A 25,627-nucleotide genomic window follows, 5' to 3' on the forward strand; every position below is an offset into this window, starting at 1 on the left:
GCCGCTGCCCGGCTCCCCGTTCGCCTGGTGGATCCCGTACCCCACCGTCGACGGCTATCTCGCGCTGCGCGCCTGGCGCCGCCCGGCCCACGCCGAGGCCCGGGTGATCCGCGCCGAGGCCGACGGGCTCGTCATCGAGGGCACCCTGCACGGGGCCCGGTTCGCCGCCGACGCCGCCCCGAGCGTGATCGCCACCCCGCGCGGCGCGGCGCTCCCGTTCACCGCGGGCGTCACCGCGCTGGACGCGTCCCGGTTCCGCTTCACCGTTCCGTACGAGCGGATCTACGCGGCGCACGGCGGCCAGAAGGGCACCGCGGGCTGGGACCTGACCCTCCGCAAGGCACCCGACTCCACCACCGCGATCCGCATCGGCCGGGTCATCGGGGACATCCTCGACCGCCATAAGACCGACCTCCACCCGGTCACCCACGGTGTCCGCCCCGACCTCAGCAAATCCGGGGACCTGGCCATTACCTGTGCACCACAAGAAAATTGAGTGCGGTGGCCAGCCAATTCGCCGCGTTTGGCCCTGGCCATGGCGGTAACACTGGGTGATGTCAAGCCTCGAGCGAGGAAATCTCTGCGGAAGGCAATCCGATGTCAGTCACGCTCATCATCCTGGTAGCGGCACTGGTGGCCATGGTGGCGCTGGTGTTCGCGCGGCCCGTGCGGCAGAGCAGCCGCGACGGCCTCATCAGCCGGTTCGGCCCCGAGTACGACCGGGCCGTCGCACGGCACGGCGGCGACGCCAAGGCGGCGCAGTGGGAGCTCAGCGAGCGGCTGCGGCGCTACGGCGAACTGTCGATACGGGCGCTGACGCCGGAGTCCCGGGAGCAGTACGCGGCCCGCTGGTCGGGCCTCCAGGAGCGGTTCGTCGAGTCCCCCGCGCTCTCGGTGCGGGAGGCCGACCGGCTGCTCGGCACGCTGGCGGCCGAGCGCGGCTATCCGGCCGAGTCCCCGGAGCAGCTGCTGGAGGCGCTGTCCGTCCGGCACGCCCAGGCGATCGGCGGCTACCGGCACCTGCACACCGAGGCGGAGCGGGCCCGCGCGGGCCATGTCGACACGGACCGGCTGCGGGAGGCGCTGCTCGGCGCCCACCCCCTCTTCGAGGAGCTGGTCCGGGCACAGCCGCACGACCGGGCGCTGCGGCGACGGCGGCAGCGGCAGCGGCACCACCGGCCCGCGGTCCTGCGGTCCTCCTAGGGACCGTCAGGATCGTCAGGACCGGACCCGGACGGCCAGCGCGAGCGTGTCGTCCGGGTGAAGGATCACGGTGTGCATATCGTCCGCGATGGCGCCGGGGATCTCCTCGATCGGGGCGTGCAGATGCTCGTACGCGGCCTCGATCAGACGCTTCTCGCCCTCCACGGGGTCCCGACGGCTCTCGGTGAGCCCGTCGGTGTAGAGCAGCAGGAGATCGCCCGGCGCCATCTTCTCGGTCAGCAGCCGGTCGCTCCCGGGCATCGGGAAGCCGATCCCGCGCCCGCGCGCCTCCAGATAGCGCGCCGTGCCGTCGCCGCGCGTCAGCAGCGCGGGCGGATGGCTGCCGTTGGCCACCCACAGCTCACCGGTGGCCGGGTTGATCCGGGCCAGCAGGACGGTCGCCATCACGCTGCGGTCGAACGGCAGCAGGATCTCGTCGGTGCGGGCGACGATCGACTGGAGGTGGTGGCCCTCCAGCGCGAGGGTGCGCACCGCGTGGGTGACGTTGAGCGCGCCGCGGGTACTGGTCACGCCGTGGCCGAGCGCGTCCACGACCGTGATGTGGACCGTGCCGTCGGGCAGCGTGAACCAGTCGTACAGGTCGCCGCCGGTGGGCGCGTCGGTGCCCGCGGGCGCGTAGTGGACGGCGAGTTCGAGGCCGTCGACCTCCAGGGGCGCCGGACGCAGCGCGTCCTCCAGCTCGCGCAGGGTCTGGCCGTGGGCCTTGCGCAACTGCGCGTCGCGCTCGTCGAGCTGCACGTACAGGGCGAGCACGCCGCTGTTGGTCTCGGCGAGTTCGTCCTTCAGGCGGCGGTGTTCGGCGGTGAGCGCGTCGGTACGGGCCACCACGGCACGCAGCTCCTCCGCCACCAGCGCCGCGTCGTCGTCCGCCGCCGCCCCCGGGATACCGGCCTCCGAGGCGTCGGGTGCCGGAGCCGCCGGGAGCCGCCACACCACCTCCCGTTCCGTCACCGCGTCGGCGGGCAGCGGAAGTGCGGCCGCGGTCTCGGCGGACGGCAGGGCCACGGGACCGTTCAACCCGAGCGCCAGCGTCAGCAGCCCGTGCCGCCGGGCGCCACCGCCGTCCTCGCACTGGAACGTCCAGCTCAGCGAGGTGTGTCCGGCCGCGCTCAGGGCCGGTTCCGCGACGGCCGCGACGGACAGCACGAGCCGTCCGCGCACACCGGCGTCCAGGGCGTGGTCGCGGGCGATGCGGCGCACGGCCCGGCTGAGCCCGTCCGCCGTGTCACAGCCGATGGTCCGGGTGGTCATGGGTGCCTCTGTGGGGGCCTGGCCGTGAGAACCGTGGCATCGTCGCGGATGCGGCGATGGCCATGGGCGAGTGCGGCGGACAGCAGGGATGGCGGGAGTCGGAGCAGGAACGGCGACGGAGCGCGCGCCCATCCGGCGTCGATGCCGTCGCTGTGGAGCACCGCGGTGGCGCCCGGCGGCAGCGGGAAGCGGTGGACGTGCGGGGCCGGCATGGACCAGCCGACGACGCCGGGCTGACCGGTGAGCCGGGACTGGACTCCCTGATGGGTCACGATCAGCACCCGGACGTTGCCGATGCCGCAGTACTCGGCGTGATCGTCGTGGAGGCGCACCACCCCGGCCGCCGCCCCGCGGGTCTGCCGCAGGGCGCGGTGCATGCCGGTCACCAGCTCGCCCAGCGGCCGCCCGGGGTCGGTGTGGAAGACGCGCAGCGCGAGAGCGGCCGCCTCCGCGGCCTGGGTCCCGTGGCCCAGCCCGTCGAGGACGGCGGCGGTGCGGGTGTCGCCGGTGTCGGCGACGGCGCGGGCGTCGCCGCAGTCCTCCTCCCCGTCGACGGCCAGGCACACCGAGCCCACGCCCTGGAGCGCGGCGCCCCGGTCGCCGGGCGGGGTGAGCCGGGCACAGGCCCAGGTCCCGACCTCGGCACCGGCCCCCGTACCGGAGCGGATGGCGAAGTGGGTGGCGAGCCGGGTCACCGCGCCGAGCCCCACGCCGAGGGTTCCGGCGGTGGTGTAGCCGTCGGTGAGGCAGCGTTCCAGTTCGGCCATGCCGGGGCCGCGGTCGGCGGCCAGGATCTCCATGCCCTCGCCGAGCGGCACGGGCTGGATGTAGAGGGTGCCGTCGCTGGCGTGCTTGTCGAGGTTGGTGGCCAGCTCCGAGGCGACCACGGCCGCCTGTTCGGGCAGCGCGCCGGGCAGCCCGCACGCCCGCGCCGTACGCCGTGCCGTCTCGGCCGCCAGGTGGACCGCGCTGTGATGGTCGATCCGTACCTGGGCGGTGGGGGGCACCGTCGTACGGATCACCGGACCGTCCACCGGGTGGCGACCACGACCGTGCCCTGCCCCGCGCCGGTGTGCACCGTGAACTCGTCCATCAGCCGGCGGGCCCCGCCCAGCCCGTGGCCGAGCCCCGCGCCGGTGGTGAAGCCGTCGGTGAGCGCCGTGTCGAGGTCGGCGATGCCGGGTCCGTCGTCCTTGACGACCAGCCGCAGCCCGCGCCCCGCGGGGCCGCGCACCTGCTCGATCGTCAGGCTGCCGCCCCCGCCGTGGACATAGGCGTTACGGGCCAGCTCGCTCGCCGCCGTGACCACCCGGGTCTGGTCGACGATCCCGAACCCGACCTCGACGGTGGCCGCGCGCACCGCGTGCCGCACCGCCAGCAGGTCCTCCTCGGTACGGACCTGATGGGTGACCTGACGGGTCACGGGCACGCCCGCCTCGCCGTCGCCCGCACGGGGCGCCGGCTTCGGCCGCCGGGAAGCGACGGTGGAGTCACCGGGCAGCGCCACGTCGGGACCCTCCCAGGGGTTCCTGGGCCTGCCGCCACCCCAGCGCGGCCAAGCCCTGTTCCGGGTTGAGTGCGGTCTCCACACCGACCAGTTCGATGCCCAGCTCCACCAGGGTGATCGCCACCGGGGGCCGCATGCCCGCCACGATCACCCGGGCGCCCAGCAGCCGGGACACCGTGGTCAGTTCCATCAGGGTGCGCGCCACGAAGGAGTCGATGATCTCCAGCCGGGAGATGTCGATGAGCACCCCCCGCGCCCCCTCGGCGGAGATACGGGCCGTCAGCTCCTCGGTGAAGGCGATGGCGGCGCGGTCGTCCAGCTCGTTGAGGAGCCCCGTGACCAGGACGTCGCCCAGCCGCAGGATCGGCACGCCCACCGGGCGGGGTTGGGTCACCGGCTCTCCCCCTCGTCCCCGCCCGGGCCCGGACCGTCGATCAGCTTGATCGCCGCGGCCAGCGCATCGGCCAGCGTCGCCCGCGTGAGGATGGTGGACAGGTCGATGCCGAGCTGGGCGATGGTCTGCGCGATGGACGGCTGGATGCCGCTGATCACGCAGTCCGCGCCCATCAGCCGCACCGCGTTGACGGTCTGCATGAGGTGCTGGGCGACGGCGGTGTCCACCGTCGAGACGCCCGTGATGTCGATGATCGCGACCAGCGCCTCATGGTCCTGTATCGCCTGGAGCAGGTTCTCCATGACGATCTGGGTCCGCGCGGTGTCCAGCGTGCCGATCAGCGGCACCGCCAGCACCTGCTTCCACAGCCGCACCACGGGCGTGGACAGCTCCATCAGCTGCTGGCTCTGCCGCCGGATGATCTCCTCGCGGCCCTCCACATACGTCTCGAAGGACAGCGCCCCGGCCACGTCGAGCAGCCGGTTGATGAAGACCGCCGTGGCGAACAGCTCCTCGGCGTCCCGGGTCTCCCGCTGCACGGCCTTCAGCAGCGCCTCCTTGAGCGCCAGCACCGCGAGCGAGGTCGCGGTCGGGGTCGCCCCGGACCGGGCACGGCGCAGGGACAGTCCCACGACCGCCTGGTGCAGCCCCGGGTGGGAGGTGACGACCCGTTCCGCCGGGGCGTCGCTCTCCAGCCCCGGGACCAGCGCGTCGATCAACGAATCGGCCTCCTCGCGGAGTTCGGCCTCGCTGATGTCGGTGCCGAGCAGCGCCTGCTCCAGCTGGAGCGCGACCCAGCGGTCGGCGATCTCCTCGTCACGCTCTTGCAGAGCCCTCGTCAGCTGTTCACGTACGGCGGCCTCACTGGTACTCACGCGGCTTACGTCCCTTCCCGGTCGGCCACCCGGACTCTGCGGCTCAGATGTTATCGATCTCCTGTGCTCCGGCTCCAGACACAGATGCGCGCAATCGTGTACCCGCTGATCGCGTACACACACGCGTCGCAGGTCAGCAGCAACCCGCACCGGGTAGTGAACGCTTGTTGCGGGATTCCTTGTTCCGGGCCGCGAGCAGCTCGTCGGCCGGGTAACCGACCTCTTCCAGGGTCAGTCCGTGGGGGCGTACGACATGGACCGCGGAATCCCGCACCCCCGCCGCCAGCACCTTCCCCGGCCAGTCCACCGGGCGGTGGCCGTCGCCGGTGAACAGCAGCGCGCCGACCAGCGAGCGGACCATGTTGTGGCAGAAGGCGTCGGCCCGCACCGTCGCCGTGATCACCCCGTCCGCGCCGCGCTCCCAGCTCAGCTTCTGGAGGGTGCGGATGGTGGTGGCGCCGTCCCGCCGCTTGCAGTACGCGGCGAAGTCGTGCTCACCGAGCAGCGGCGCCGAGGCCGCGTTCATGGCGTCCACGTCCAACGGCCAGTCGTGCCACAGCACATGGCCGCGCAGCAGCGGATCGACCCCGCCCGGATGGTCCACCACCCGGTAGGCGTACCGCCGCCAGATCGCCGAGAAGCGCGCGTTGAAGCCGGGCGGCGCCGCCGCCACCCGCCAGACCCGTACGTCGTGCGGCAGCCGCCCCGCCAGCCGGCGCAGCAGCTTGTCCCGGTGCTCGGCCCACAGCTCCTCCGGCAGGTCGACGTGGGCGACCTGCCCGCGGGCGTGCACCCCGGCGTCGGTGCGGCCCGCGACCGTCAGGTCAGGGGTCTCCGACGACCGGGTCACCGTGCCCAGGGCACTCTCCAGCTCGCCCTGGACGGTGCGCCGCTCACGCTGCTTGGCCCAGCCCGAGAAGTCCTTGCCGTCGTAACTCAGATCCAGCCGGACCCGTACGAAACCGGGCGCCGCCTCGTCACTCACGCAACCGTTCCTCTCCACGCACAACGCGGAACGGGCCCGCACCCAGAATCTGGGAGCGGGCCCGTCCGTACGACAAGCCGTCAGACGCCTCACGCGTCAGGCTCACCCCCGCTGACGCGGGGAAACGCCTCAGGCGTCCTTGGACTCCTCAGCCGGGGCCTCAGTGGCCTCGGCCTCGGTGGCCTCGTCCTTCTTGAGGTCCGCGACGGCCTGGTCGCCTGCGGCGTCCTTCGCGGTGCGCTTGGTGGCGGCCTCGGCCTCGCCGACCGCCTCCTGCTGCACGGTCAGGGCCTCGACCAGCTCGATGACCGCCATCGGGGCGTTGTCGCCACGACGGTTGCCGATCTTGGTGATGCGGGTGTAGCCACCCGGCCGGTTCTCGTAGCGCGGCGCGATCTCGGTGAAGAGAGTGTGCACGACGCTCTTGTCCCGGACGGTCTGGAGCACCAGACGGCGGTTGTGAAGGTCGCCCTTCTTCGCCTTGGTGACCAGCTTCTCCGCGACCGGGCGCAGGCGGCGGGCCTTCGCCTCGGTGGTGGTGATCCGGCCGTGCTCGAACAGCGCGGTGGCGAGGTTCGCCAGCAGGAGCCGCTCGTGCGCAGCGCTGCCGCCCAGACGGGCGCCCTTGGTGGGCTTCGGCATGGTGTATCTCCTAGATGTCTGCACCGGCCGTATCAGGTACCGGTGTCAGTTACCGACGAGCGTGTGCCCGCCGGAGGTATCAGTACTGCTCGGTCTCCACGAAACCGGCATCCGCGTCATCGTCCGCGCCGAAGGCGTCCGCGGCGGCGGTCGGGTCGAATCCGGGCGGGCTGTCCTTGAGCGCGAGGCCCATACCGGCCAGCTTCGCCTTGACCTCGTCGATCGACTTGGCGCCGAAGTTGCGGATGTCGAGCAGGTCCGCCTCGGAGCGGGCCACGAGCTCGCCCACGGAGTGGATGCCCTCGCGCTTGAGGCAGTTGTACGAGCGGACCGTGAGCTCGAGCTCCTCGATCGGCAGCGCCAGATCGGCGGCCAGGGCGGCGTCCGTCGGGGACGGGCCCATGTCGATGCCCTCGGCGTCCACGTTCAGCTCGCGGGCCAGGCCGAACAGCTCGACCAGGGTCTTACCGGCCGACGCCATGGCGTCGCGCGGGCGCATGGCCTGCTTGGTCTCGACGTCGACGATCAGCTTGTCGAAGTCGGTGCGCTGCTCGACACGGGTCGCCTCGACCTTGTACGTGACCTTGAGGACCGGCGAGTAGATCGAGTCGACCGGAATCCGGCCGATCTCCTGGCCGACCTGCTTGTTCTGGACGGCGGAGACATAGCCGCGACCGCGCTCGACGGTCAGCTCCATCTCCAGCTTGCCCTTGCCGTTGAGCGTGGCGAGGACCAGGTCCGGGTTGTGCACCTCGACACCGGCCGGCGGGGCGATGTCGGCGGCGGTGACCAGACCCGGGCCCTGCTTGCGCAGGTACATCACGACCGGCTCGTCGTGCTCCGAGGAGACGACCAGCTGCTTGATGTTGAGGATCAGGTCGGTGACGTCCTCCTTGACGCCCGGCACGGTGGTGAACTCGTGCAGGACCCCGTCGATCCGGATGGACGTGACCGCCGCACCGGGAATCGAGGACAGGAGCGTACGACGCAGGGAGTTTCCGAGGGTGTAGCCGAAGCCCGGCTCCAGCGGCTCGATCACGAACCGGGAGCGGAATTCGTCGACGACCTCTTCGGTCAACGAGGGACGCTGAGCGATCAGCATGAGGTTTTCCTCCAGTCTCCGGCGCCCGCTATTTGACGCCGAACCCTTCAATGGTACGGGCGGTACGTGCCGAACGGCGCCGTACCGCCCGTATCGCCTGTGCTACTCGGAGTACTACTTCGAGTAGAGCTCGACGATGAGCTGCTCCTGCACCTGGGTGTCGATCACCTGGCGCTCGGGCATCGAGTGCACCAGGATCCGCAGCTGCGACGGAATGGCCTCGAGCCACGCCGGCACGGTGCGGTCGCCGGCCTCGGCCACGGCCACCTGGAAGGGGGTCATGGTCCGGGACTTCTGGCGGACCTCGATGATGTCGTTCACGGCGACGCGGGCCGACGGGATGTCGGTCTTGACGCCGTTCACGGTGAAGTGGCCGTGACGCACCAGCTGGCGGGCGTGGTCCCGGGACTTGGCGAAGCCCGCCCGGTAGACCACGTTGTCCAGCCGCGTCTCGAGGATGCGAAGAAGGTTCTCACCGGTCTTGCCGGTCTTCTTGTTCGCCTCCGCGTAGTAGCCACGGAACTGCTTCTCAAGGACGCCGTAAATGCGGGTCGCCTTCTGCTTCTCACGAAGCTGAAGGAGGTACTCGCTGTCCTTGGTGCGCCCGCGACCGTGCTCACCCGGGGGGTAAGGACGGATCTCGATCGGGCACTTTGCGCTCTCGCACTTGCTCCCCTTGAGGAAGAGCTTCTGCTTTTCCCGACGGCAACGCTTGCAGTCGGCCCCGGTGTAACGCGCCATTTTCTAGTTGTCTCCTACTTCAGCAGCGGGTCAGACGCGCCGACGCTTGGGCGGGCGGCATCCGTTGTGCGGAGTCGGAGTGACGTCCTGGATCGAGCCCACCTCCAGGCCGGTGGCCTGGAGCGAGCGGATCGCGGTCTCACGGCCGGAGCCCGGACCCTTGACGAACACGTCGACCTTGCGCATGCCGTGCTCCTGCGCGCGGCGGGCGGCCGACTCGGCGGCCATCTGCGCGGCGAACGGAGTGGACTTGCGCGAGCCCTTGAAGCCGACGTGGCCGGCCGAGGCCCAAGAAATCACGTTCCCGGTGGGGTCCGTGATCGAGACGATGGTGTTGTTGAACGTGCTCTTGATGTGAGCGTGCCCGTGGGCGACGTTCTTCTTTTCCTTGCGGCGCACCTTCTTGGCGCCGGCCGTCCTGCTCTTCGGAGGCATTCCTGAATTCTCCCGTGGAGGTGGTCGGTCCTACAGCTCGGACCGCTTGGCAGCGTCCGGTGCGGACTACTTCTTGCCCGGCTTCTTCTTACCGGCGATCGCGCGACGCGGGCCCTTACGGGTGCGGGCGTTGGTGCTGGTGCGCTGGCCGTGGACCGGCAGGCCGCGGCGGTGACGCAGGCCCTGGTAGCAGCCGATCTCCACCTTGCGGCGGATGTCGGCCTGAATCTCACGACGGAGGTCACCCTCGGTCTTGATGTTGTTGTCCACGTACTCGCGGATCTTGACCAGGTCCTCTTCGGCCAGGTCGCGAACGCGGGTGTCCGGGTTCACACCGGTGTTGGCGAGCGTCTGCTGGGCAAGGGTGCGACCGATGCCGAAGACGTAGGTGAGGGCGACCTCGACGCGCTTTTCGCGCGGGAGATCAACGCCTGCAAGGCGTGCCATGAATCTGGCTCCATTGGTTGTCGGAGGTCTTCCACAGCACCTGTCCCGGCCGGGCGGGCCGGGTCCCCGGCCTCCGACCGGGGGTGTCGCCCCCGCGAGTGCGGGAACGGGTGACTGCGTATGTACGTACAGCTATACGTCGCGCGAAGATTGCTGCGAAAGGTGCAGGTCTGCGGTCGGCGTGCGTCAGCCCTGGCGCTGCTTGTGGCGCAGGTTGTCGCAAATGACCATGACCCGCCCGTGACGGCGGATCACCTTGCACTTGTCGCAGATCTTCTTGACGCTCGGCTTGACCTTCATGGTGTGAGGTTCTCCGGGTCGTGAGATCTACTTGTAGCGGTAGACGATCCGTCCGCGCGTGAGGTCGTACGGAGACAGCTCCACGACAACCCGGTCATCGGGCAGGATGCGGATGTAGTGCATGCGCATCTTGCCGCTGATGTGCGCGAGGACCTTGTGACCGTTCTGCAGTTCCACCTTGAACATCGCGTTCGGCAGAGACTCGATCACGGTGCCCTCGATTTCGATGGCGCCTTGCTTCTTGGCCATGTCCTGCTTTCGGGATCGGCTACCTTGATCGGCTCGAGACATGCGGGAGGGCATGCGTGAGCCGACGTGTCAGTCTACGTCAGGGCATCCCGAAACACGAATCCGGGGCAGCATGCCCGGATTCCGCGGTGTTTATGCCAAAGAAGATCACGGAGGGCGACGGGATCAGGCCAGCGGGTCCGGCGCGGTCTCCACGCCCAGCTCGGCCAGCTTCGCCTTGCCGCCGTCCACCGCGGTCAGCACCAGCGGGCCCTCCTCGGTCAGCGCGACCGAGTGCTCCCAGTGGCTGGACCAGGTGCCGTCGTCCGTCTTGACGGTCCAGTCGTCGGCGAGGACGTGGGTCTTCGCGGTACCGAGGCTCACCATCGGCTCGATCGCGATGCAGAAGCCGGGCACCAGCTTCGGGCCCTTGCCGCGCTTGCGGGAGACGTAGTTCAGCAGGTGCGGGTCCATGTGCATCTGGCTGCCGATGCCGTGGCCGCCGTAGTCCTCGATGATCCCGTACTTACCGGAGGCCGGACGCGGCTGGCGCCGGATGTAGCCCTCGATCGCCTTGGAGATGTCGATCAGCCGGTTGCCCTTGCGGACCGCGGCGATCCCGGCCCACATCGACTCCTCGGTGACCCGGCTCAGCTCGAGCAGCTCCGGGGCGTGGCCCTCGCCGACGAAGACGGTGAAGGCGGCGTCGCCGTGCCAGCCGTCGATGATAGCGCCCGCGTCGATGGAGAGGAGGTCGCCGTCCTTCAGCACGGTCTCCCGGTCCGGGATGCCGTGCACCACGATGTCGTTCACCGAGGTGCAGATGGTCGCGGGGAAGCCGCCGTAGCCCAGGAAGTTCGACTTGGCGCCGTGGTCGGCGATCACCTTGCGGGCGACGTCGTCCAGGTCCTTGGTGGAGGCACCGGGCACCGCGGCCGCGCGGGTCGCCTCGTGGATGGCGGCGACGACCAGCCCCGCCTCGCGCATCTTGGCGATCTGCTCGGCTGTCTTGATCTCCACCATGGGGTGCCTTCCGGGATCAGTCTCTGGTGCTGCGGTCGTCGTGCCGTGACGTATCTGCTCAACAGTACGGCCGTGGCGCCCCTTGGGGGCACCACGGCCGGTATTCCGGTCCTCGCGGCCGTCAGGCCGCCTTGGCGGCCAGAGCGCCCATCGCGCGCTGCGTCACCTCGGACACCTTGCCGAGCGCCGGGATCGTCACGACCTGGCCCTTGGCCTTGTAGTAGTCGATGATCGGCTCGGTCTCGCGGTGGTAGACCTCGAGGCGCTTGCGGACGGTTTCCTCGCTGTCGTCCTCGCGCTGGTACAGCTCACCGCCGCACACGTCGCACACGCCCTCGGTCTCGGGCTTCTTGTACTCCACGTGGAAGGTGTGCGCGCTGTCGTTGCGGCAGGTGCGGCGGCCGGCGATGCGCTTGACCACCTCGTCCTCCGGGACCTCCAGGTCCAGGACCGCGTCCAGCGTCAGCTCGTTCTCCCGCAGGTAGGCGTCCAGCGCCTGGGCCTGGGCCACGTTGCGCGGGAAGCCGTCGAGCAGGAAGCCGTTCGCGGCGTCCGGCTGGCTCATCCGGTCCTCGGCCATGCCGACCGTGACCTCGTCCGGTACCAGCTGCCCGGCCCTCATGTATTCCTGCGCCTGCTTGCCGAGCGGTGTGCCCTGGCTGATGTTCGCGCGGAAGAGGTCGCCCGTGGAGATGTGCGGGATCGACAGGTTCTTGGCCAGGTACGTGGCTTGCGTACCCTTACCGGCTCCTGGAGGCCCGACGAGGACGATTCGCATCAGCGGAGGAACCCTTCGTAGTGTCGCTGCTGAAGCTGGCTCTCGATCTGCTTCACGGTCTCCAGGCCGACACCCACGATGATCAGGATGCTCGTGCCGCCGAACGGGAAGTTCTGGTTCGCGTTGAGCGTCACGAGCGCCACCGTGGGCACCAGGGCGATCAGACCCAGATAGAGCGCACCGGGCCACGTGATGCGGTTCAGCACGTAGCTCAGATACTCAGCAGTGGGACGACCAGCCCGAATACCCGGGATGAACCCACCATACTTCTTCATGTTGTCGGCAACTTCTTCGGGGTTGAAGCTGATGGCGACGTAGAAGAACGCGAAGAAAACGATCAGCAGGAAGTACGCGGTGATGTAGATCGGGTGGTCGCCCTTGACCAGGTTCTGCGAGATCCAGTTCGCCCAGCCGGCCTTGGACTGGCTGAACTGGACGATCAGCGCCGGAATGTAGAGCAGGGACGAGGCGAAGATCACGGGGATCACACCCGCCTGGTTCACCTTCATCGGGATGTAGGTGGACGTGCCGCCGTAGCTGCGACGGCCGATCATCCGCTTGGCGTACTGCACCGGGATGCGGCGCTGCGCCTGCTCGACGAAGACCACCAGGGCGACCATGGCCAGACCACAGGCGATCACCAGGCCGAACTCCAGCCAGCCCCCCATGATCTTGCCCTGCTGCTTGATGCTCCACATGGCGCTGGGGAAACCGGCGGCGATCGAGACGAACATCAGGATCGACATGCCGTTGCCGATGCCGCGGTCGGTGACCAGCTCACCGAGCCACATGATCAGCGCGGTGCCGGCGGTCATCGTGATGACCATCACGGCGGTGGTGAAGATCGAATCGTCCCGGACGATCTGACTGCCGACCGGGCAGCTCTGGAACAGAGAACCGCTGCGCGCGGTGGCGACCAGGCCGGTGCCCTGGAGAATCGCGAGCGCGACGGTCAGGTAACGGGTGTACTGCGTGATCTTCGCCTGCCCGGTCTGGCCCTCCTTCTTGAGGGCCTCCAGACGCGGGATCACCACGGTCAGCAGCTGAAGGATGATGCTCGCCGTGATGTACGGCATGATCCCGAGCGCGAAGATGGTGATCTGGAGCAGTGCGCCACCACTGAACATGTTGACCAGGCCGAACAGCCCCTGCTGACCCTTGGCCAGATCCATGCACGTCTGGACGTTCTTGTAGTCGATGCCCGGGATCGGGACATGTTGCCCGAGCCGGAACAGGACGATGATGGCCAGCGTGAACAGCAGCTTCTTGCGCAGGTCGGGCGTCTTGAACGCCCGGGCGAACGCGGTGAGCACGGTGCCTCCTGCGCCCCCCGCGTTCGTTCGCGAGAGGTGACGGTCTTGAGGATCGACGAATACTTATCAGCCAGGACCCGTACGAAGACGTACCGCACGGAAGGTAACGGCGCACGCCACCTTACCGGCGACCTGGCCTCCCTAGGAACGACCAACCGGGGATGCCCCGTATCTGGGGCATCCCCGGCCAGTTTCGCACGTTGCTCAGACGAGCTCGGTGACAGTGCCACCGGCGGCGGTGATCTTCTCCTTGGCGGAGCCGGAGACGGCGTCGACCGTCACCTGGAGCGCCACGGAGACCTCGCCGGAGCCCAGCACCTTGACGAGCTGGTTCTTGCGCACCGCACCCTTGGCGACCAGGTCGGCCACCGTGACCTCGCCACCCTGCGGGTAGAGCGCGGTCAGCTTGTCCAGGTTCACGACCTGGTACTCGGTGCGGAAGGGGTTCTTGAAGCCCTTCAGCTTCGGGAGCCGCATGTGGAGGGGCATCTGCCCACCCTCGAAGCGCTCCGGAACCTGGTAACGGGCCTTCGTGCCCTTGGTACCACGACCAGCGGTCTTACCCTTGGACGCCTCACCACGACCGACACGGGTCTTGGCGGTCTTGGCGCCCGGGGCGGGCCGGAGGTTGTGGACCTTCAGCGGGTTGTTCTCCGCCATGTCAGTCGACCTCCTCGACCGTCACGAGGTGCCGCACGGTGGTCGCCATGCCGCGGAACTCGGGGCGGTCCTCCTTGACAACCACGTCGCCGAGCTTCTTCAGCCCGAGCGAACGCAGGGTGTCGCGGTGGTTCTGCTTGCTGCCGATGTACGACTTCGTCTGCGTGATCTTGAGGCGGGCCATGCTCACACACCCACCCCGGCACGCGCCCGCAGCAGAGCGGCGGGGGCGACGTCCTCGAGCGGCAGACCACGACGGGCGGCGATCTCCTCGGGCCGCTGAAGGCCCTGGAGAGCGGCGCGCGTGGCGTGCACGATGTTGATCGGGTTCGACGAGCCGAGCGACTTGCTCAGCACGTCGTGGATGCCCGCGCACTCCAGAACGGCGCGCACCGGGCCACCGGCGATCACACCGGTACCGGGGGACGCCGGCTTGAGCAGCACGACGCCCGCGGCCTCTTCACCCTGGATCGGGTGCGGGATGGTGCCGGCGATCCGGGGGACCTTGAAGAAGTGCTTCTTGGCCTCCTCCACGCCCTTGGCGATCGCGGCCGGCACCTCCTTGGCCTTGCCGTAACCGACACCGACGGTGCCGTCACCATCGCCCACCACGACCAGCGCGGTGAAGCTGAAGCGACGACCACCCTTCACAACCTTGGCGACGCGGTTGATCGCGACAACACGCTCGACGTAAGCGGTCTTCTCGGCAGCTGCGCCGCCGTCCCGCCGGTCCTTCCGGTCCCGCCGCTCGCCGCCACCGGCGCCGCCACCGCGACGCTGGGGTCCAGCCATTGGATTTACCTCTCTCGTTTCCGCTTTGCGTTGGAACCGGGGCCTAGAACTGCAGCCCGGCCTCACGGGCAGCGTCCGCCAGAGCGGCGATCCGCCCGGCGTACCTGTTGCCGCCGCGGTCGAACACGACCGCCTCGACGCCCGCGGCCTTCGCCCGCTCGGCGACCAGCGCGCCGACCTGCTTGGCCTGAGCGCTCTTGTCACCCTCGGCGCCACGGATGGAGGTGTCCAGGGTCGACGCGGAGGCCACCGTGTGGCCCGCGATGTCGTCGATGACCTGGGCCACCATGTGACGGTTGGACCGCGTCACGACCAGGCGGGGGCGCTCCGGCGTACCGGAGACCCGCTTGCGGACGCGGATGTGACGGCGCTTGACGGCCGCGGCCTTGCGCGCGTCGCCCTTCGCGATCTTCACACCGTATGTCATGGCTTACTTACCAGCCTTTCCGACCTTGCGGCGGATGACCTCGCCCGCGTACTTGACGCCCTTGGCCTTGTACGGGTCCGGGCGGCGCAGCTTGCGGATGTTCGCGGCGACCTCGCCGACCTTCTGCTTGTCGATACCCTCGACGCTCAGCTTGGTCGGGGACTCCACCTTGAAGGAGATGCCCTCGGGCGCCTCCACCAGGATCGGGTGGCTGTAGCCCAGCGAGAACTCCAGGTTGGAGCCCTTCGCCAGGACGCGGTAACCGACACCGCTGATCTCGAGCGCCTTGCTGTAGCCCTGGGTCACGCCGGTGATCATGTTCGCCACCAGCGTGCGGGACAGGCCGTGCAGGGCCTTGTTCTGACGCTCGTCGTTCGGGCGGGTGACAACGAGAGTGTTGTCCTCACCCTTGGCGACATCGATCGGCGCGGCGACGGTGTGCGAGAGAGAGCCCTTGGGGCCCTTCACGGCGACCGTGCGGCCATCGATGGTGACGTCCACACCAGCGGGAACCTGGATGGGCAGCTTGCCAATACGCGACATGTTGCTTCCTCCGTTCCCTGTTACCAGACGTAGGCGAGGACTTCCCCACCCACGCCCTTCTTGCCGGCCTGCTTGTCGGTGAGGAGCCCGTACGACGTGGAGATGATCGCCACGCCCAGGCCGCCGAGCACCTTCGGCAGGTTGGTGGACTTTGCGTAGACCCGCAGGCCCGGCTTCGAAATCCGCTTGATGCCGGCGATCGAGCGCTCGCGGTTCGGGCCGAACTTCAGCTCGAGGGTGAGGTTCTTGCCGACCTCGGCGTCCTCGACCTTCCAGCCGGTGATGTAGCCCTCCTGCTGGAGGATCTCCGCGATGTGCGACTTGATCTTGCTGTGCGGCATCTCGACGGAGTCGTGGTACGCCGAGTTCGCGTTTCGCAGACGCGTCAGCATGTCTGCGATCGGATCGGTCATGGTCATGATGGCCTTCGGCCTCTCTCGCCGGGGTTTCCTGTATGCGCCATCCCTCTCACCCTCAATGGGGCACGGGTGCGGCGCGGGGACCTACGGCGTAGTAAGAATTCTGGGCGGCGAGCGCCCAACCCTTCCACTCTACGGGAGTGAGCGGGCGGGGCTCGCCATCCATTGCTTACCGAGAGCCCGGTTACCTGCCCTTACGGGCCGGTTACCAGGAGCTCTTGGTCACGCCCGGCAGCTCGCCACGGTGAGCCATCTCACGAAGGCACACGCGGCACAGACCGAACTTGCGGTACACGGAGTGCGGACGGCCGCAGCGCTGGCAGCGGGTGTAGCCGCGCACGCCGAACTTCGGCTTGCGAGCGGCCTTGGCAATGAGAGCCTTCTTCGCCACGGCTCACGCCTCCTTGAACGGGAAGCCGAGGTGACGCAGCAGGGCCCGGCCCTCTTCGTCGTTGGTCGCCGTGGTCACCACGGTGATGTCCATACCCCGGACGCGGTCGATCTTGTCCTGGTCGATCTCGTGGAACATGACCTGCTCCGTGAGACCGAAGGTGTAGTTCCCACGGCCGTCGAACTGCTTCGGCGACAGACCGCGGAAGTCGCGGATGCGCGGCAGCGCGAGCGACACCAGGCGGTCCAGGAACTCCCACATGCGGTCACCGCGGAGGGTGACGTGGGCACCGATCGGCTGGCCCTCACGCAGCTTGAACTGCGCGATGGACTTACGGGCCTTGGTGACGGCCGGCTTCTGGCCGGTGATCGTGGTGAGGTCGCGGATGGCGCCCTCGATCAGCTTGGAGTCGCGGGCGGCGTCGCCCACACCCATGTTGACCACGACCTTGGTGAGGCCCGGGATCTGCATGACGTTCCCGTACGAGAACTGCTCCTGCAGCTTGCCCTGGATCTCTTCGCGGTAGCGCGTCTTGAGACGCGGTGCAGTGGTGGTGGCAGTCATCAGATGTCCTCACCGGTCCGCTTGGCAACGCGGATCTTGTTGCCGTCGTCGTCGAAGCGGAACCCGACGCGGGTGACGACCTTGTTGCCGTCCTTCTCCACCACGAGCTGAACGTTGCTCACGTGGATCGGGGCCTCGGTCGTCACGATGCCGCCGGTCTTCGAACCACGAGCGGTCTGTCCGGCCTTGGTGTGCTTCTTGACCCGGTTGACACCCTCGACCAGGACGCGGTCCTCGCGGGGGAAGGCCGCGATGACCTTGCCCTGCTTGCCCCTGTCCTTACCGGTGATGACCTGGACCAGGTCGCCCTTCTTGATCTTCATCGGTTACAGCACCTCCGGCGCGAGCGAGATGATCTTCATGAACTTCTTCTCGCGCAGCTCACGGCCCACCGGGCCGAAGATACGGGTGCCGCGGGGGTCGCCATCGTTCTTGAGGATGACGGCCGCGTTCTCGTCGAAGCGGATGTACGAACCGTCCGGGCGGCGGCGCTCCTTCACGGTGCGCACGATGACCGCCTTGATGACGTCACCCTTCTTCACGTTGCCACCGGGGATCGCGTCCTTCACGGTGGCGACGATCACGTCACCGATGCCCGCGTAGCGGCGACCGGAGCCACCGAGAACACGGATGCAAAGGATCTCCTTCGCTCCCGTGTTGTCGGCGACGCGCAGTCGCGACTCCTGCTGGATCACGTCTATCTCCTGATCGTCTGCCGGTTCCCGGCAGGGGCTCGCTCGTTTCTAGCGGTACGAGCCCCTGCCGAGCCTGGCGGAACTGACCTGAGGGCTGCTGCCCTCAGGGGGTTACTTGGCCTTCTCGAGGATCTCGACGACGCGCCAGCGCTTGGTCGCGGACAGCGGCCGGGTCTCCATGAGGAGGACACGGTCGCCGACACCCGCGGCGTTCTGCTCGTCGTGCGCCTTGAGCTTGTTGGTACGGCGGATGACCTTGCCGTACAGCGCGTGCTTGACGCGGTCCTCGACGGCGACGACGACGGTCTTGTCCATCTTGTCGCTGACGACCAGACCCTCACGGGTCTTGCGGAAGCCGCGGCTCTGCGGTGCGTTCTCAGTCACATTCGTCTCGCTCATCAGGCGCTCTCCACCGTCTCGATGCCGAGCTCGCGCTCCCGCATCAGGGTGTAGATCCGGGCGATGTCCTTGCGGACGGCCTTCAGCCGGCCGTGGTTCTCGAGCTGTCCGGTCGCCGCCTGGAAGCGGAGGTTGAACAGCTCTTCCTTGGCCTCACGCAGCTTGCCAACGAGGTCCTCGTTGTTCAGCTCACGCAGCTCGGACGCCTTGGTACCGGCCGCCATCACGACTCACCTGCCTCGCGCCGCACGATCCGGCACTTCATCGGGAGCTTGTGAGCAGCGCGGGTGAGCGCCTCACGCGCAGTCTTCTCGTTCGGGTAGGACAGCTCGAACATCACCCGACCGGGCTTGACGTTCGCGACCCACCACTCCGGCGAACCCTTACCGGAACCCATGCGGGTCTCGGCGGGCTTCTTCGTCAGCGGACGGTCCGGGTAGATGTTGATCCAGACCTTGCCGCCACGCTTGATGTGGCGGGTCATCGCGATACGAGCGGCCTCGATCTGACGGTTCGTGACGTACGCCGGGGTGACGGCCTGGATGCCGTACTCGCCGAACGCCAGCTCCGTGCCGCCCTTGGCCATGCCGGACCGCTTGGGGTGGTGCTGCTTGCGGTGCTTGACCCTGCGAGGGATCAGCATGTCGGTCAGGCCTCCGTTCCGGTGCTCTCAGCAGCCGGAGCAGCGGCAGCGGCCTCGGCCTTGGGGGCCTCGGCAGCGGCGTTCTGCTGCTGCGGCTTACGGCCACGGCCACCACGCTCGCCACCACGGCGCTGCGGGCGGTCGCTGCCGCCGCGCGACGGGCGGTTGCCGGCGCGGGCGGCGGCGTTCTCGGCGCGGACCTCGGCGATGTTCTTGACGTCGCCCTTGTAGATCCACACCTTGACGCCGATGCGGCCGAAGGTGGTCTTGGCCTCGAAGAAGCCGTAGTCGACGTTCGCGCGGAGCGTGTGCAGGGGCACGCGGCCCTCGCGGTAGAACTCCGAGCGGGACATCTCGGCGCCGCCGAGACGGCCACCACACTGGATCTTGATGCCCTTGGCACCGGCCTTCATCGTCGACTGCATGCTCTTACGCATGGCGCGACGGAAGGAGACGCGGGAGGACAGCTGCTCGGCGACGGCCTGGGCGACCAGCTGAGCGTCCACCTCGGGGTTCTTGACCTCGAGGATGTTCAGCTGCACCTGCTTGCCGGTGAGCTTCTCCAGCTCGCCGCGGATACGGTCGGCCTCCGCGCCGCGACGGCCGATGACGATGCCCGGCCGGGCGGTGTGGATGTCGACGCGGACGCGGTCACGGGTGCGCTCGATCTCCACCTTGGAGATACCGGCGCGCTCCATGCCCTTCGTCATCATCCGGCGGATGGCGACGTCTTCCTTGACGTAGTCCTTGTACAGCTTGTCGGCGTACCAGCGCGACTTGAAGTCGGTGGTGATGCCGAGCCGGAACCCGTGCGGGTTAACCTTCTGGCCCATTACCGGGTTCCTTCCTTGCTGCTGACGACCACGGTGATGTGGCTGGTCCGCTTGCGGATCCGGTAGGCACGGCCCTGGGCGCGCGGACGGAAACGCTTCAGGGTCGGGCCCTCGTCGACGTAGGCCTCGGAGATGACGAGGCTGTCGGCGTCGGTGTGGTCGTAGTTGTGCGCGGCGTTGGCAATGGCGCTGTCCAGCACCTTGCCGACCGGCACGCTCGCGGCCTGCGGGGCGAAACGCAGGACCGCCTGAGCCTCCGTGGCGCCCATGCCACGAATGAGGTCCACCACGCGGCGGGCCTTCATGGGCGTGACGCGGATGTACCGCGCCTGGGCCCTGGCTTCCATGGTTGTCCCTTCGGTGTCTGTCATGAGTCTTTTCCGCCGATCAGCGACGACGCGACTTGCGGTCGTCCTTCTCGTGGCCGCGGAAGGTGCGGGTCGGCGCGAACTCGCCGAGCTTGTGGCCGACCATCGACTCGGAGACGAACACCGGGACGTGCTTACGGCCGTCGTGCACCGCGATCGTGTGGCCGAGCATGGCCGGGACGATCATCGAGCGGCGGGACCAGGTCTTGATGACGTTCTTGGTGCCGGCTTCGTTCTGAACATCCACCTTCTTGATCAGGTGGTCGTCGACGAAGGGCCCCTTCTTGAGACTACGCGGCATCTAAACCCGCTCCTAGCGCTTCTTGTTCGTCTTGCGGCGGCGGACGATGTACTTGTTGCTGGCCTTCTTCGGCGAGCGCGTACGGCCCTCCTTCTGACCCCACGGCGAGACCGGGTGGCGACCACCGGAAGTCTTGCCTTCACCACCACCGTGCGGGTGGTCGACGGGGTTCATGACCACACCACGAACGGTCGGGCGGACGCCCTTCCAGCGCATGCGGCCGGCCTTGCCCCAGTTGATGTTCGACTGCTCGGCGTTGCCGACCTCGCCTACGGTGGCGCGGCAGCGGACGTCGACCAGGCGGATCTCACCGGACGGCATACGAAGGTGGGCCATGGAGCCCTCCTTCGCCAGCAGCTGCACGGAGGCACCCGCGGAGCGGGCGAACTTCGCGCCGCCACCGGGCCGCAGCTCGATGGCGTGCAGCGTGGTACCGACGGGGATGTTGCGCAGCGACAGGTTGTTGCCCGGCTTGATGTCGGCGCCGGGGCCGTTCTCGATCCGGTCGCCCTGCTTCAGGCCACGCGGCGCGAGGATGTAGCGCTTCTCGCCGTCCACGTAGTGGAGCAGCGCGATGCGAGCGGTGCGGTTCGGGTCGTACTCGATGTGTGCGACCTTCGCCGGGACGCCGTCCTTGTCATGACGGCGGAAGTCGATGACGCGGTACGCACGCTTGTGACCGCCACCCTGGTGGCGGACCGTGATGCGACCGGCGTTGTTACGACCGCCCTTGCTGTGCAGCGGGCGGACCAGCGACTTCTCCGGCGTGGACCGCGTGATCTCGACGAAGTCGGCGACGCTGGAGCCACGACGCCCCGGGGTCGTCGGCTTGTACTTGCGGATACCCATTTCTCAGTCCTCGGAATATTCCGGACTTCTGGACGTTCCGGCCTCCGTCAGGAGGTCGGGCCGCCGAAGATGTCGATACGGTCGCCCTCGGCAAGGGTCACGATGGCGCGCTTGGTGTCCTTGCGCTTGCCGTAACCGGTGCGGGTGCGCTTGCGCTTGCCCTGCCGGTTGATCGTGTTGACCCCGGTGACCTTGACCGAGAAGACCGCCTCGACGGCCTGCTTGATCTGGGTCTTGTTCGCGCGCGGGTCGACGATGAACGTGTACTTGTTCTCGTCCAGCAGCGCGTAGCTCTTCTCCGAGACCACCGGCTTGACGAGAACGTCGCGGGGGTCCGTGAAGGTCTTGCTGGTGACAGCGGTCGCCTCACTCATCAGGCGGCGCTCCCTTCGGTCTTCTCAGCGGCCTTGGGACCAGCCACGAAGGACTCGAGGGCGGCCTTGGTGAAGACCACGTCATCGGAGACGAGCACGTCGTACGTGTTCAGCTGGCCCGGCTCCAGGATGTGCACCTGGGGCAGGTTGCGGGCGGACAGCCACGCGGCCTCGTCGCTCCGCTCGGCGACCAGCAGCACATGCTTGCGCTGGCTGATCTTGCCCAGCAGGACCTTGGCGGCCTTGGTGGAGATGTCGCCCTCGACCACGCCGGTCACGACGTGAACGCGGCTGTGGCGCGCCCGGTCCGAGAGGGCCCCGCGCAGCGCGGCGGCCTTCATCTTCTTCGGGGTCCGCTGGCTGTAGTCACGCGGCACGGGACCGTGCACGACGCCACCACCGGCGAACTGCGGCGCGCGGGTCGAGCCCTGACGGGCGCGACCGGTGCCCTTCTGGCGGTACGGCTTCTTGCCACCGCCGCGGACCTCGCCACGGGTCTTGGTCTTGTGCGTGCCCTGACGGGCAGCGGCCAGCTGTGCGACAACGACCTGGTGGATCAGCGGAACGCTGACCTGCGCGTCGAAGATCTCCGTGGGGAGCTCGACGGTCCCGGCCTTGTCGCCTGCCGGCGAAAGGATGTCAATGGTGCTCATCGGTTACCTCAGGCCCCCTTGGCCGCGGTACGGACCAGGACGAGGCCGCCGTTCGGACCAGGAACCGCTCCCTTGATCAGGAGCAGACCCTTCTCCGCGTCAACGGCATGGACGGTCAGGTTCTGGGTGGTGACCCGCTCGTTGCCCATGCGGCCGGCCATGCGCAGGCCCTTGAACACGCGGCCCGGGGTGGCGCAGCCACCGATGGAGCCAGGCGAGCGGTGCTTGCGCTGGGTGCCGTGGCCGGCGCCGAGGCCACCGAAGCCGTGGCGCTTCATGACACCGGCGGTGCCCTTGCCCTTGCTGGTGCCGGTCACGTCGACCTTCACACCGGACTCGAACGCCTCGGCGGTGACCTCCTGGCCGAGCGTGTACTCGCTGGCGTCAGCGGTACGCAGCTCCACCAGGTGGCGGCGCGGAGTGACGTCGGCCTTGGCGAAGTGGCCCTTGAGGGGCTTGTTCACCTTGCGCGGGTCGATCTCGCCGAAGGCGATCTGGACGGCGTCGTAGCCGTCGGCGTCATCGGTACGGACCTGGGTCACGACGCAGGGCCCGGCCTTGACGACGGTGACCGGGACGACACGGTTGTTCTCGTCCCACACCTGCGTCATGCCGAGCTTCTCGCCCAGGACGCCCTTGATCTGCTTAGCCATCTCGCGCGTCACCTCAGAGCTTGATCTCGATGTCGACGCCAGCCGGCAGGTCGAGACGCATGAGCGAGTCGACGGTCTTCGGCGTGGGGTCGAGGATGTCGATGAGGCGCTTGTGCGTACGCATCTCGAAGTGCTCGCGCGAGTCCTTGTACTTGTGCGGCGACTTGATGACGCAGTACACGTTCTTCTCTGTGGGCAGCGGCACCGGGCCCGCGACCGACGCACCAGTGCGGGTCACCGTCTCGACGATCTTCTTCGCCGAGGAGTCGATGACCTCGTGGTCGTAGGCCTTGAGCCGGATGCGGATCTTCTGTCCCGCCATGGCTACTTCGTAGTCCTGTCTCTCGTAACGCTCTGGGACCCGGTGGCGTTAGCGGCCCTCCCACCCCACTCCCGACCCACGCGGTCGGGCGTGTCGCGCCCCTTCCCGTAAATCTCCACATGGAAGATCCCTGGTGAAGGGGTTTGGCTGGGGGAGAAAGTCACCCACCGGGCGCCTGGCTGGGGCCCCGCTGACACTTCCCGGAAGATTCCCGTACTTCCGTCCCTGATCAGAGACGACGAGTACTGCGGGACTCGCTTCCAGTCCTCCCGGCGGGAGGCGCGCAGCATTGGCACTCAACCGAGCAACCCGGACAGTCTGCCATACGGGACCCAGCCTCCGCGAATCGGCCCAGGAGCGTACCCCACACCCACATCGGCGAACCCCTCGATTGCCCCGTGGTGCGACGGACCGCGGCCACGGTACCTTCGGCACGCCGAGAAGAGGGGGGTATCGGGATGGCTGATCCGTTACGGGTGGAGATCCTGCGGGCGGGCGAGGAGCACGTGGAGCAGATCGCCCGGCTCGCCGAGTCACGGAGCCTGAACGGGCCGGGCGGCATCCAGGGATCGACGGACGGCGGCTTCCTGGTCTCGGCGTACACCGAGGCGGACTACCGCTCCCGGCTCGCGACCGCCGAGCACTTCTATGTGGCGGTCAAGGGCGGGCAGGTGCTGGCGTTCCTCATGGCGTACAGCTCCGATCAGGTCGAGCCGGACGAATGGCTGAACCGCCGGATCAAGACGACGCTGGGCGCCTTCCTGGTGATCAAGCAGATCTGCGTGTCCCGCGAGGCGGCGCGCTCCGGGATCGCCTCGATGCTCTATTACCACGTACTCGACCAGTGGCACAAAAGCCCCGTGATCGCCGCGGTGGTCAACGACCCGCCCAACGACGCGTCCGCGCACTTCCACCACAAGCTCGGCTTCCAGGAGCTGACCCGGCTGACCCCGCCGGACGGGCTGCCACGGGTGGTGTGGGTCTGGCGCAAACCGCGCGAGGCGATCCTGCACGTGCAGTACGAGGTCGCGGTGGACCTCTACAAGCACGAGGACAACCTGAACTGGCAGAAGCTGAACAACCTCTTCTACATCACCGCGGGCCTCGCCGCCGCCATGGCCTTCAGCCTCGGCAAGGAGGGCGCGGGCGGCACCCTGGGCAAGGCCTTGGCAGGGGTCATCTCGGTGATCGGCTTCGGGGTGTCGATGGGCTTCTCCCTGATGCTGCGCTACGGCCGTCAGTACCTGCTGGCGCGCAAGGAAGCGGTGATCGAACTGGAGGAGTACATGGCCTGGCTCGGCGGCGAGCGGATAGTCAACCGCCGCGCCTCCGACCCCCGCGCCGGCTACCTCAAGGTGTCGCCCACCGGACTGATCATGGTGCTGCTGCCGGTGCTGGTCGCGCTCTGCTGGCTCGGGGCGCTCACGGCACTCATCGCCCACTGAGGCCACCGGCCACCTCAACCCCTCGCGGCCTGTGATGTGACCCACAAAAGGCAACCAGGCCCCGCCCCCAACGCGTTCGGCGTGCGTGGATCACACGAAGGATCGGCTTCGAATCACGCGAGGACGGCATGGCGGGCGGCGACTGGACAGAGTTCGAGGAGTTCGTCGCCGTCTGCGGGCCACGGCTGCTGCGTTCCGCCTGGTTTCTGACCGGGGACCGGCATCTGGCCGAGGATCTGCTCCAGAGCGCCCTGGCCCGGGTCTGGCCGAAGTGGGGACGGATCGCGGAGGAGAACCCCGAGGCGTACGTCCGCCGCACCCTGGTCCATCTGCACGCGTCCTGGTGGCGGCGGCACTGGCGGCGCGAGGTGCCGCACTCCCAGGTGCCGGAACCGTCCTCCCGGGGCGGCCCGGCCGGTGCGTATCCCCAGGTCGGCGAGGTCGACCAGGGGCGGACGATCATCGGGCTGCTGCGACTGCTGCCCCGGCGCCAGCGCGAGGTCGTCGTCCTGCGCTATCTGGAGGACCTGAGCGTGGAGCAGACCGCGGCGGTGCTGGGCTGCTCCACCGGCACGGTCAAGAGCCAGGCGTCGAAGGCCCTGAACACGCTGCGCACCCGATTACCCGGGCTCGACGCCGGTCTCGTGCCCGCCCCGGAGCCGGTCCGCGGCCGTGCCGCGCCGAAGTGAGGTGCGGACCGTGGCGATGAAGAACGACCCCGGGGGCTACGGCAGCGAGGAGCTGGCCCGCGCCGCGGCCGGGCTGCGGCGGCTCGCGAACGCCGACACCCCGCCGCTGACGGCGCCGGAGGACCGCATGGAGCGGGTACGGCACCGGGTGGTGCGGGCCCGCAGGCGGCGTACCGCGGTCGTGGCCGCCCCGATGGTGGTCGCGCTGATCGCGGGGGCGGTGTCGCTCGCCACCGGTCTGCGCGACGGCCGGTCCGCGGACCCCGGCACCACACCGGTCACCACGCCCGCCCCGGACCGGACCGCGGCGCCCCGGAAGGTGCTGAAGCTGCCGGACGTGGCGGGCGGCATGGACCTGCGGG

General features: G+C 68.6%; 40 protein-coding genes and 2 pseudogenes. 5 read left to right on the forward strand and 37 right to left on the reverse strand.

Annotated features, from left to right (window positions below):
* Together SSOG_RS18890 and SSOG_RS18895 are read left to right on the forward strand one after the other, a co-directional pair.
* Window positions 1-496, forward strand: a pseudogene (locus SSOG_RS18890) (glycosyltransferase family 4 protein); the annotation flags it as partial.
* A 101-nt stretch (window positions 497-597) separates the two neighbouring features.
* On the forward strand, window positions 598-1,203 hold the full coding sequence (locus tag SSOG_RS18895; protein ID WP_009715850.1) for a hypothetical protein: 606 nt from the start codon (window positions 598-600) through the stop codon (window positions 1,201-1,203).
* 15 nt (window positions 1,204-1,218) lie between these two features.
* On the opposite strand, the gene SSOG_RS18900 is transcribed toward SSOG_RS18895, so the two are convergent.
* The 37 genes from SSOG_RS18900 to rpsJ all read right to left on the reverse strand — a co-directional run bounded on the left by SSOG_RS18900 (window position 1,219) and on the right by rpsJ (window position 23,131).
* Window positions 1,219-2,475, reverse strand: coding sequence for a PP2C family protein-serine/threonine phosphatase (locus SSOG_RS18900; RefSeq protein ID WP_039938057.1), 1,257 nt, complete (start codon window positions 2,473-2,475; stop codon window positions 1,219-1,221).
* Entirely contained in the window at window positions 2,472-3,497 is a 1,026-nt protein-coding gene (locus SSOG_RS18905) for a SpoIIE family protein phosphatase (protein ID WP_039938059.1), read from the reverse strand. Before SSOG_RS18905 ends, SSOG_RS18900 begins: the two co-directional genes overlap by 4 nt.
* On the reverse strand, window positions 3,494-3,976 hold the full coding sequence (locus SSOG_RS18910) for an ATP-binding protein (protein WP_425385469.1): 483 nt from the start codon (window positions 3,974-3,976) through the stop codon (window positions 3,494-3,496). The genes SSOG_RS18905 and SSOG_RS18910 overlap by 4 nt, the downstream gene beginning before the upstream one ends.
* The gene (locus tag SSOG_RS18915) at window positions 3,966-4,376 is read right to left on the reverse strand and encodes an STAS domain-containing protein (RefSeq protein WP_039938062.1); all 411 of its coding nucleotides are present in this window, start codon (window positions 4,374-4,376) and stop codon (window positions 3,966-3,968) included. The genes SSOG_RS18910 and SSOG_RS18915 overlap by 11 nt, the downstream gene beginning before the upstream one ends.
* Window positions 4,373-5,251, reverse strand: a complete 879-nt coding sequence (locus SSOG_RS18920; RefSeq protein ID WP_009715855.1) for an STAS domain-containing protein — start codon at window positions 5,249-5,251, stop codon at window positions 4,373-4,375. Before SSOG_RS18920 ends, SSOG_RS18915 begins: the two co-directional genes overlap by 4 nt.
* Window positions 5,252-5,384: 133 nt before the next feature.
* The gene (truA, locus tag SSOG_RS18925; protein WP_009715856.1) at window positions 5,385-6,236 is read right to left on the reverse strand and encodes a tRNA pseudouridine(38-40) synthase TruA; all 852 of its coding nucleotides are present in this window, start codon (window positions 6,234-6,236) and stop codon (window positions 5,385-5,387) included.
* Window positions 6,237-6,365: 129 nt separating this feature from the next.
* On the reverse strand, window positions 6,366-6,878 hold the full coding sequence (gene rplQ, locus SSOG_RS18930) for a 50S ribosomal protein L17 (RefSeq protein WP_009715857.1): 513 nt from the start codon (window positions 6,876-6,878) through the stop codon (window positions 6,366-6,368).
* 79 nt (window positions 6,879-6,957) lie between these two features.
* The gene (locus SSOG_RS18935; protein ID WP_009715858.1) at window positions 6,958-7,980 is read right to left on the reverse strand and encodes a DNA-directed RNA polymerase subunit alpha; all 1,023 of its coding nucleotides are present in this window, start codon (window positions 7,978-7,980) and stop codon (window positions 6,958-6,960) included.
* Between the two features lie 114 nt (window positions 7,981-8,094).
* The gene (rpsD, locus tag SSOG_RS18940; protein WP_009715859.1) at window positions 8,095-8,721 is read right to left on the reverse strand and encodes a 30S ribosomal protein S4; all 627 of its coding nucleotides are present in this window, start codon (window positions 8,719-8,721) and stop codon (window positions 8,095-8,097) included.
* A gap of 30 nt (window positions 8,722-8,751) precedes the next feature.
* Window positions 8,752-9,156: a 30S ribosomal protein S11 gene (rpsK, locus tag SSOG_RS18945; RefSeq protein ID WP_009715860.1), complete on the reverse strand. Its 405-nt coding sequence runs from the start codon at window positions 9,154-9,156 to the stop codon at window positions 8,752-8,754.
* A gap of 66 nt (window positions 9,157-9,222) precedes the next feature.
* Complete coding sequence (gene rpsM / locus SSOG_RS18950) at window positions 9,223-9,603, reverse strand: 30S ribosomal protein S13 (RefSeq protein ID WP_009715861.1); 381 nt, start codon at window positions 9,601-9,603, stop codon at window positions 9,223-9,225.
* A 186-nt stretch (window positions 9,604-9,789) separates the two neighbouring features.
* Window positions 9,790-9,903 (reverse strand): 50S ribosomal protein L36, encoded by a 114-nt coding sequence (gene rpmJ, locus SSOG_RS18955; protein ID WP_003956441.1) that lies wholly within the window; start codon window positions 9,901-9,903, stop codon window positions 9,790-9,792.
* Between the two features lie 27 nt (window positions 9,904-9,930).
* The gene (gene infA, locus SSOG_RS18960) at window positions 9,931-10,152 is read right to left on the reverse strand and encodes a translation initiation factor IF-1 (protein WP_003956442.1); all 222 of its coding nucleotides are present in this window, start codon (window positions 10,150-10,152) and stop codon (window positions 9,931-9,933) included.
* 165 nt (window positions 10,153-10,317) lie between these two features.
* Window positions 10,318-11,154, reverse strand: coding sequence for a type I methionyl aminopeptidase (gene map / locus SSOG_RS18965; RefSeq protein ID WP_009715862.1), 837 nt, complete (start codon window positions 11,152-11,154; stop codon window positions 10,318-10,320).
* A gap of 121 nt (window positions 11,155-11,275) precedes the next feature.
* Window positions 11,276-11,932 (reverse strand): adenylate kinase, encoded by a 657-nt coding sequence (locus SSOG_RS18970; RefSeq protein WP_009715863.1) that lies wholly within the window; start codon window positions 11,930-11,932, stop codon window positions 11,276-11,278.
* Window positions 11,932-13,245: a preprotein translocase subunit SecY gene (gene secY, locus SSOG_RS18975; RefSeq protein ID WP_009715864.1), complete on the reverse strand. Its 1,314-nt coding sequence runs from the start codon at window positions 13,243-13,245 to the stop codon at window positions 11,932-11,934. The genes SSOG_RS18970 and secY overlap by 1 nt, the downstream gene beginning before the upstream one ends.
* Window positions 13,246-13,449: 204 nt before the next feature.
* Window positions 13,450-13,905 (reverse strand): 50S ribosomal protein L15, encoded by a 456-nt coding sequence (gene rplO / locus SSOG_RS18980; protein ID WP_009715865.1) that lies wholly within the window; start codon window positions 13,903-13,905, stop codon window positions 13,450-13,452.
* 1 nt (window position 13,906) lies between these two features.
* Complete coding sequence (gene rpmD, locus SSOG_RS18985; RefSeq protein WP_009715866.1) at window positions 13,907-14,089, reverse strand: 50S ribosomal protein L30; 183 nt, start codon at window positions 14,087-14,089, stop codon at window positions 13,907-13,909.
* A gap of 2 nt (window positions 14,090-14,091) precedes the next feature.
* Window positions 14,092-14,697 carry a 30S ribosomal protein S5 gene (gene rpsE / locus SSOG_RS18990; RefSeq protein WP_009715867.1) on the reverse strand — a complete coding sequence of 202 codons (606 nt, stop codon included), beginning with the start codon at window positions 14,695-14,697 and terminating at the stop codon, window positions 14,092-14,094.
* 43 nt (window positions 14,698-14,740) lie between these two features.
* Window positions 14,741-15,124 (reverse strand): 50S ribosomal protein L18, encoded by a 384-nt coding sequence (rplR, locus tag SSOG_RS18995; RefSeq protein ID WP_009715868.1) that lies wholly within the window; start codon window positions 15,122-15,124, stop codon window positions 14,741-14,743.
* Between the two features lie 3 nt (window positions 15,125-15,127).
* Window positions 15,128-15,667: a 50S ribosomal protein L6 gene (rplF, locus tag SSOG_RS19000; protein WP_009715869.1), complete on the reverse strand. Its 540-nt coding sequence runs from the start codon at window positions 15,665-15,667 to the stop codon at window positions 15,128-15,130.
* Between the two features lie 20 nt (window positions 15,668-15,687).
* Complete coding sequence (rpsH, locus tag SSOG_RS19005) at window positions 15,688-16,086, reverse strand: 30S ribosomal protein S8 (RefSeq protein WP_009715870.1); 399 nt, start codon at window positions 16,084-16,086, stop codon at window positions 15,688-15,690.
* Window positions 16,087-16,291: 205 nt separating this feature from the next.
* On the reverse strand, window positions 16,292-16,477 hold the full coding sequence (locus SSOG_RS19010; RefSeq protein ID WP_003948630.1) for a type Z 30S ribosomal protein S14: 186 nt from the start codon (window positions 16,475-16,477) through the stop codon (window positions 16,292-16,294).
* A gap of 3 nt (window positions 16,478-16,480) precedes the next feature.
* Entirely contained in the window at window positions 16,481-17,041 is a 561-nt protein-coding gene (gene rplE, locus SSOG_RS19015; RefSeq protein WP_009715871.1) for a 50S ribosomal protein L5, read from the reverse strand.
* Entirely contained in the window at window positions 17,041-17,364 is a 324-nt protein-coding gene (gene rplX / locus SSOG_RS19020) for a 50S ribosomal protein L24 (RefSeq protein WP_009715872.1), read from the reverse strand. Before rplX ends, rplE begins: the two co-directional genes overlap by 1 nt.
* 3 nt (window positions 17,365-17,367) lie before the next feature.
* Entirely contained in the window at window positions 17,368-17,736 is a 369-nt protein-coding gene (gene rplN, locus SSOG_RS19025) for a 50S ribosomal protein L14 (protein WP_003992364.1), read from the reverse strand.
* A gap of 111 nt (window positions 17,737-17,847) precedes the next feature.
* A complete protein-coding gene (gene rpsQ, locus SSOG_RS19030; RefSeq protein WP_009715873.1) occupies window positions 17,848-18,135 on the reverse strand; it encodes a 30S ribosomal protein S17 in 288 nt (95 codons plus the stop codon).
* Window positions 18,135-18,359, reverse strand: coding sequence for a 50S ribosomal protein L29 (rpmC, locus tag SSOG_RS19035; RefSeq protein WP_009715874.1), 225 nt, complete (start codon window positions 18,357-18,359; stop codon window positions 18,135-18,137). Before rpmC ends, rpsQ begins: the two co-directional genes overlap by 1 nt.
* Entirely contained in the window at window positions 18,359-18,778 is a 420-nt protein-coding gene (gene rplP / locus SSOG_RS19040) for a 50S ribosomal protein L16 (RefSeq protein ID WP_009715875.1), read from the reverse strand. The genes rpmC and rplP overlap by 1 nt, the downstream gene beginning before the upstream one ends.
* A gap of 5 nt (window positions 18,779-18,783) precedes the next feature.
* On the reverse strand, window positions 18,784-19,611 hold the full coding sequence (gene rpsC, locus SSOG_RS19045) for a 30S ribosomal protein S3 (protein WP_009715876.1): 828 nt from the start codon (window positions 19,609-19,611) through the stop codon (window positions 18,784-18,786).
* Entirely contained in the window at window positions 19,611-19,958 is a 348-nt protein-coding gene (gene rplV / locus SSOG_RS19050; protein ID WP_039938067.1) for a 50S ribosomal protein L22, read from the reverse strand. The genes rpsC and rplV overlap by 1 nt, the downstream gene beginning before the upstream one ends.
* Window positions 19,959-19,998: 40 nt before the next feature.
* Entirely contained in the window at window positions 19,999-20,280 is a 282-nt protein-coding gene (gene rpsS, locus SSOG_RS19055; protein WP_009715878.1) for a 30S ribosomal protein S19, read from the reverse strand.
* 12 nt (window positions 20,281-20,292) lie between these two features.
* A complete protein-coding gene (rplB, locus tag SSOG_RS19060) occupies window positions 20,293-21,129 on the reverse strand; it encodes a 50S ribosomal protein L2 (RefSeq protein WP_009715879.1) in 837 nt (278 codons plus the stop codon).
* A 47-nt stretch (window positions 21,130-21,176) separates the two neighbouring features.
* Window positions 21,177-21,503 carry a 50S ribosomal protein L23 gene (rplW, locus tag SSOG_RS19065; RefSeq protein WP_009715880.1) on the reverse strand — a complete coding sequence of 109 codons (327 nt, stop codon included), beginning with the start codon at window positions 21,501-21,503 and terminating at the stop codon, window positions 21,177-21,179.
* Window positions 21,503-22,156: a 50S ribosomal protein L4 gene (gene rplD / locus SSOG_RS19070; protein WP_009715881.1), complete on the reverse strand. Its 654-nt coding sequence runs from the start codon at window positions 22,154-22,156 to the stop codon at window positions 21,503-21,505. The genes rplW and rplD overlap by 1 nt, the downstream gene beginning before the upstream one ends.
* Before the next feature lie 8 nt (window positions 22,157-22,164).
* Entirely contained in the window at window positions 22,165-22,809 is a 645-nt protein-coding gene (gene rplC / locus SSOG_RS19075) for a 50S ribosomal protein L3 (protein WP_009715882.1), read from the reverse strand.
* Between the two features lie 13 nt (window positions 22,810-22,822).
* Window positions 22,823-23,131: a 30S ribosomal protein S10 gene (rpsJ, locus tag SSOG_RS19080; protein WP_003948644.1), complete on the reverse strand. Its 309-nt coding sequence runs from the start codon at window positions 23,129-23,131 to the stop codon at window positions 22,823-22,825.
* A gap of 458 nt (window positions 23,132-23,589) precedes the next feature.
* Between rpsJ and SSOG_RS19085 the strand changes: the two genes are divergently transcribed.
* The 3 genes and pseudogenes from SSOG_RS19085 to SSOG_RS53705 all read left to right on the forward strand — a co-directional run.
* Window positions 23,590-24,576: a GNAT family N-acetyltransferase gene (locus tag SSOG_RS19085; RefSeq protein WP_039938070.1), complete on the forward strand. Its 987-nt coding sequence runs from the start codon at window positions 23,590-23,592 to the stop codon at window positions 24,574-24,576.
* 128 nt (window positions 24,577-24,704) lie between these two features.
* Window positions 24,705-25,265, forward strand: coding sequence for a SigE family RNA polymerase sigma factor (locus SSOG_RS19090; RefSeq protein ID WP_009715884.1), 561 nt, complete (start codon window positions 24,705-24,707; stop codon window positions 25,263-25,265).
* A 10-nt stretch (window positions 25,266-25,275) separates the two neighbouring features.
* A pseudogene (locus SSOG_RS53705) lies at window positions 25,276-25,627 on the forward strand (hypothetical protein); the annotation flags it as partial.

This window comes from Streptomyces himastatinicus ATCC 53653, from assembly GCF_000158915.1.
Classification (GTDB): Bacteria; Actinomycetota; Actinomycetes; order Streptomycetales; family Streptomycetaceae; genus Streptomyces; species Streptomyces himastatinicus.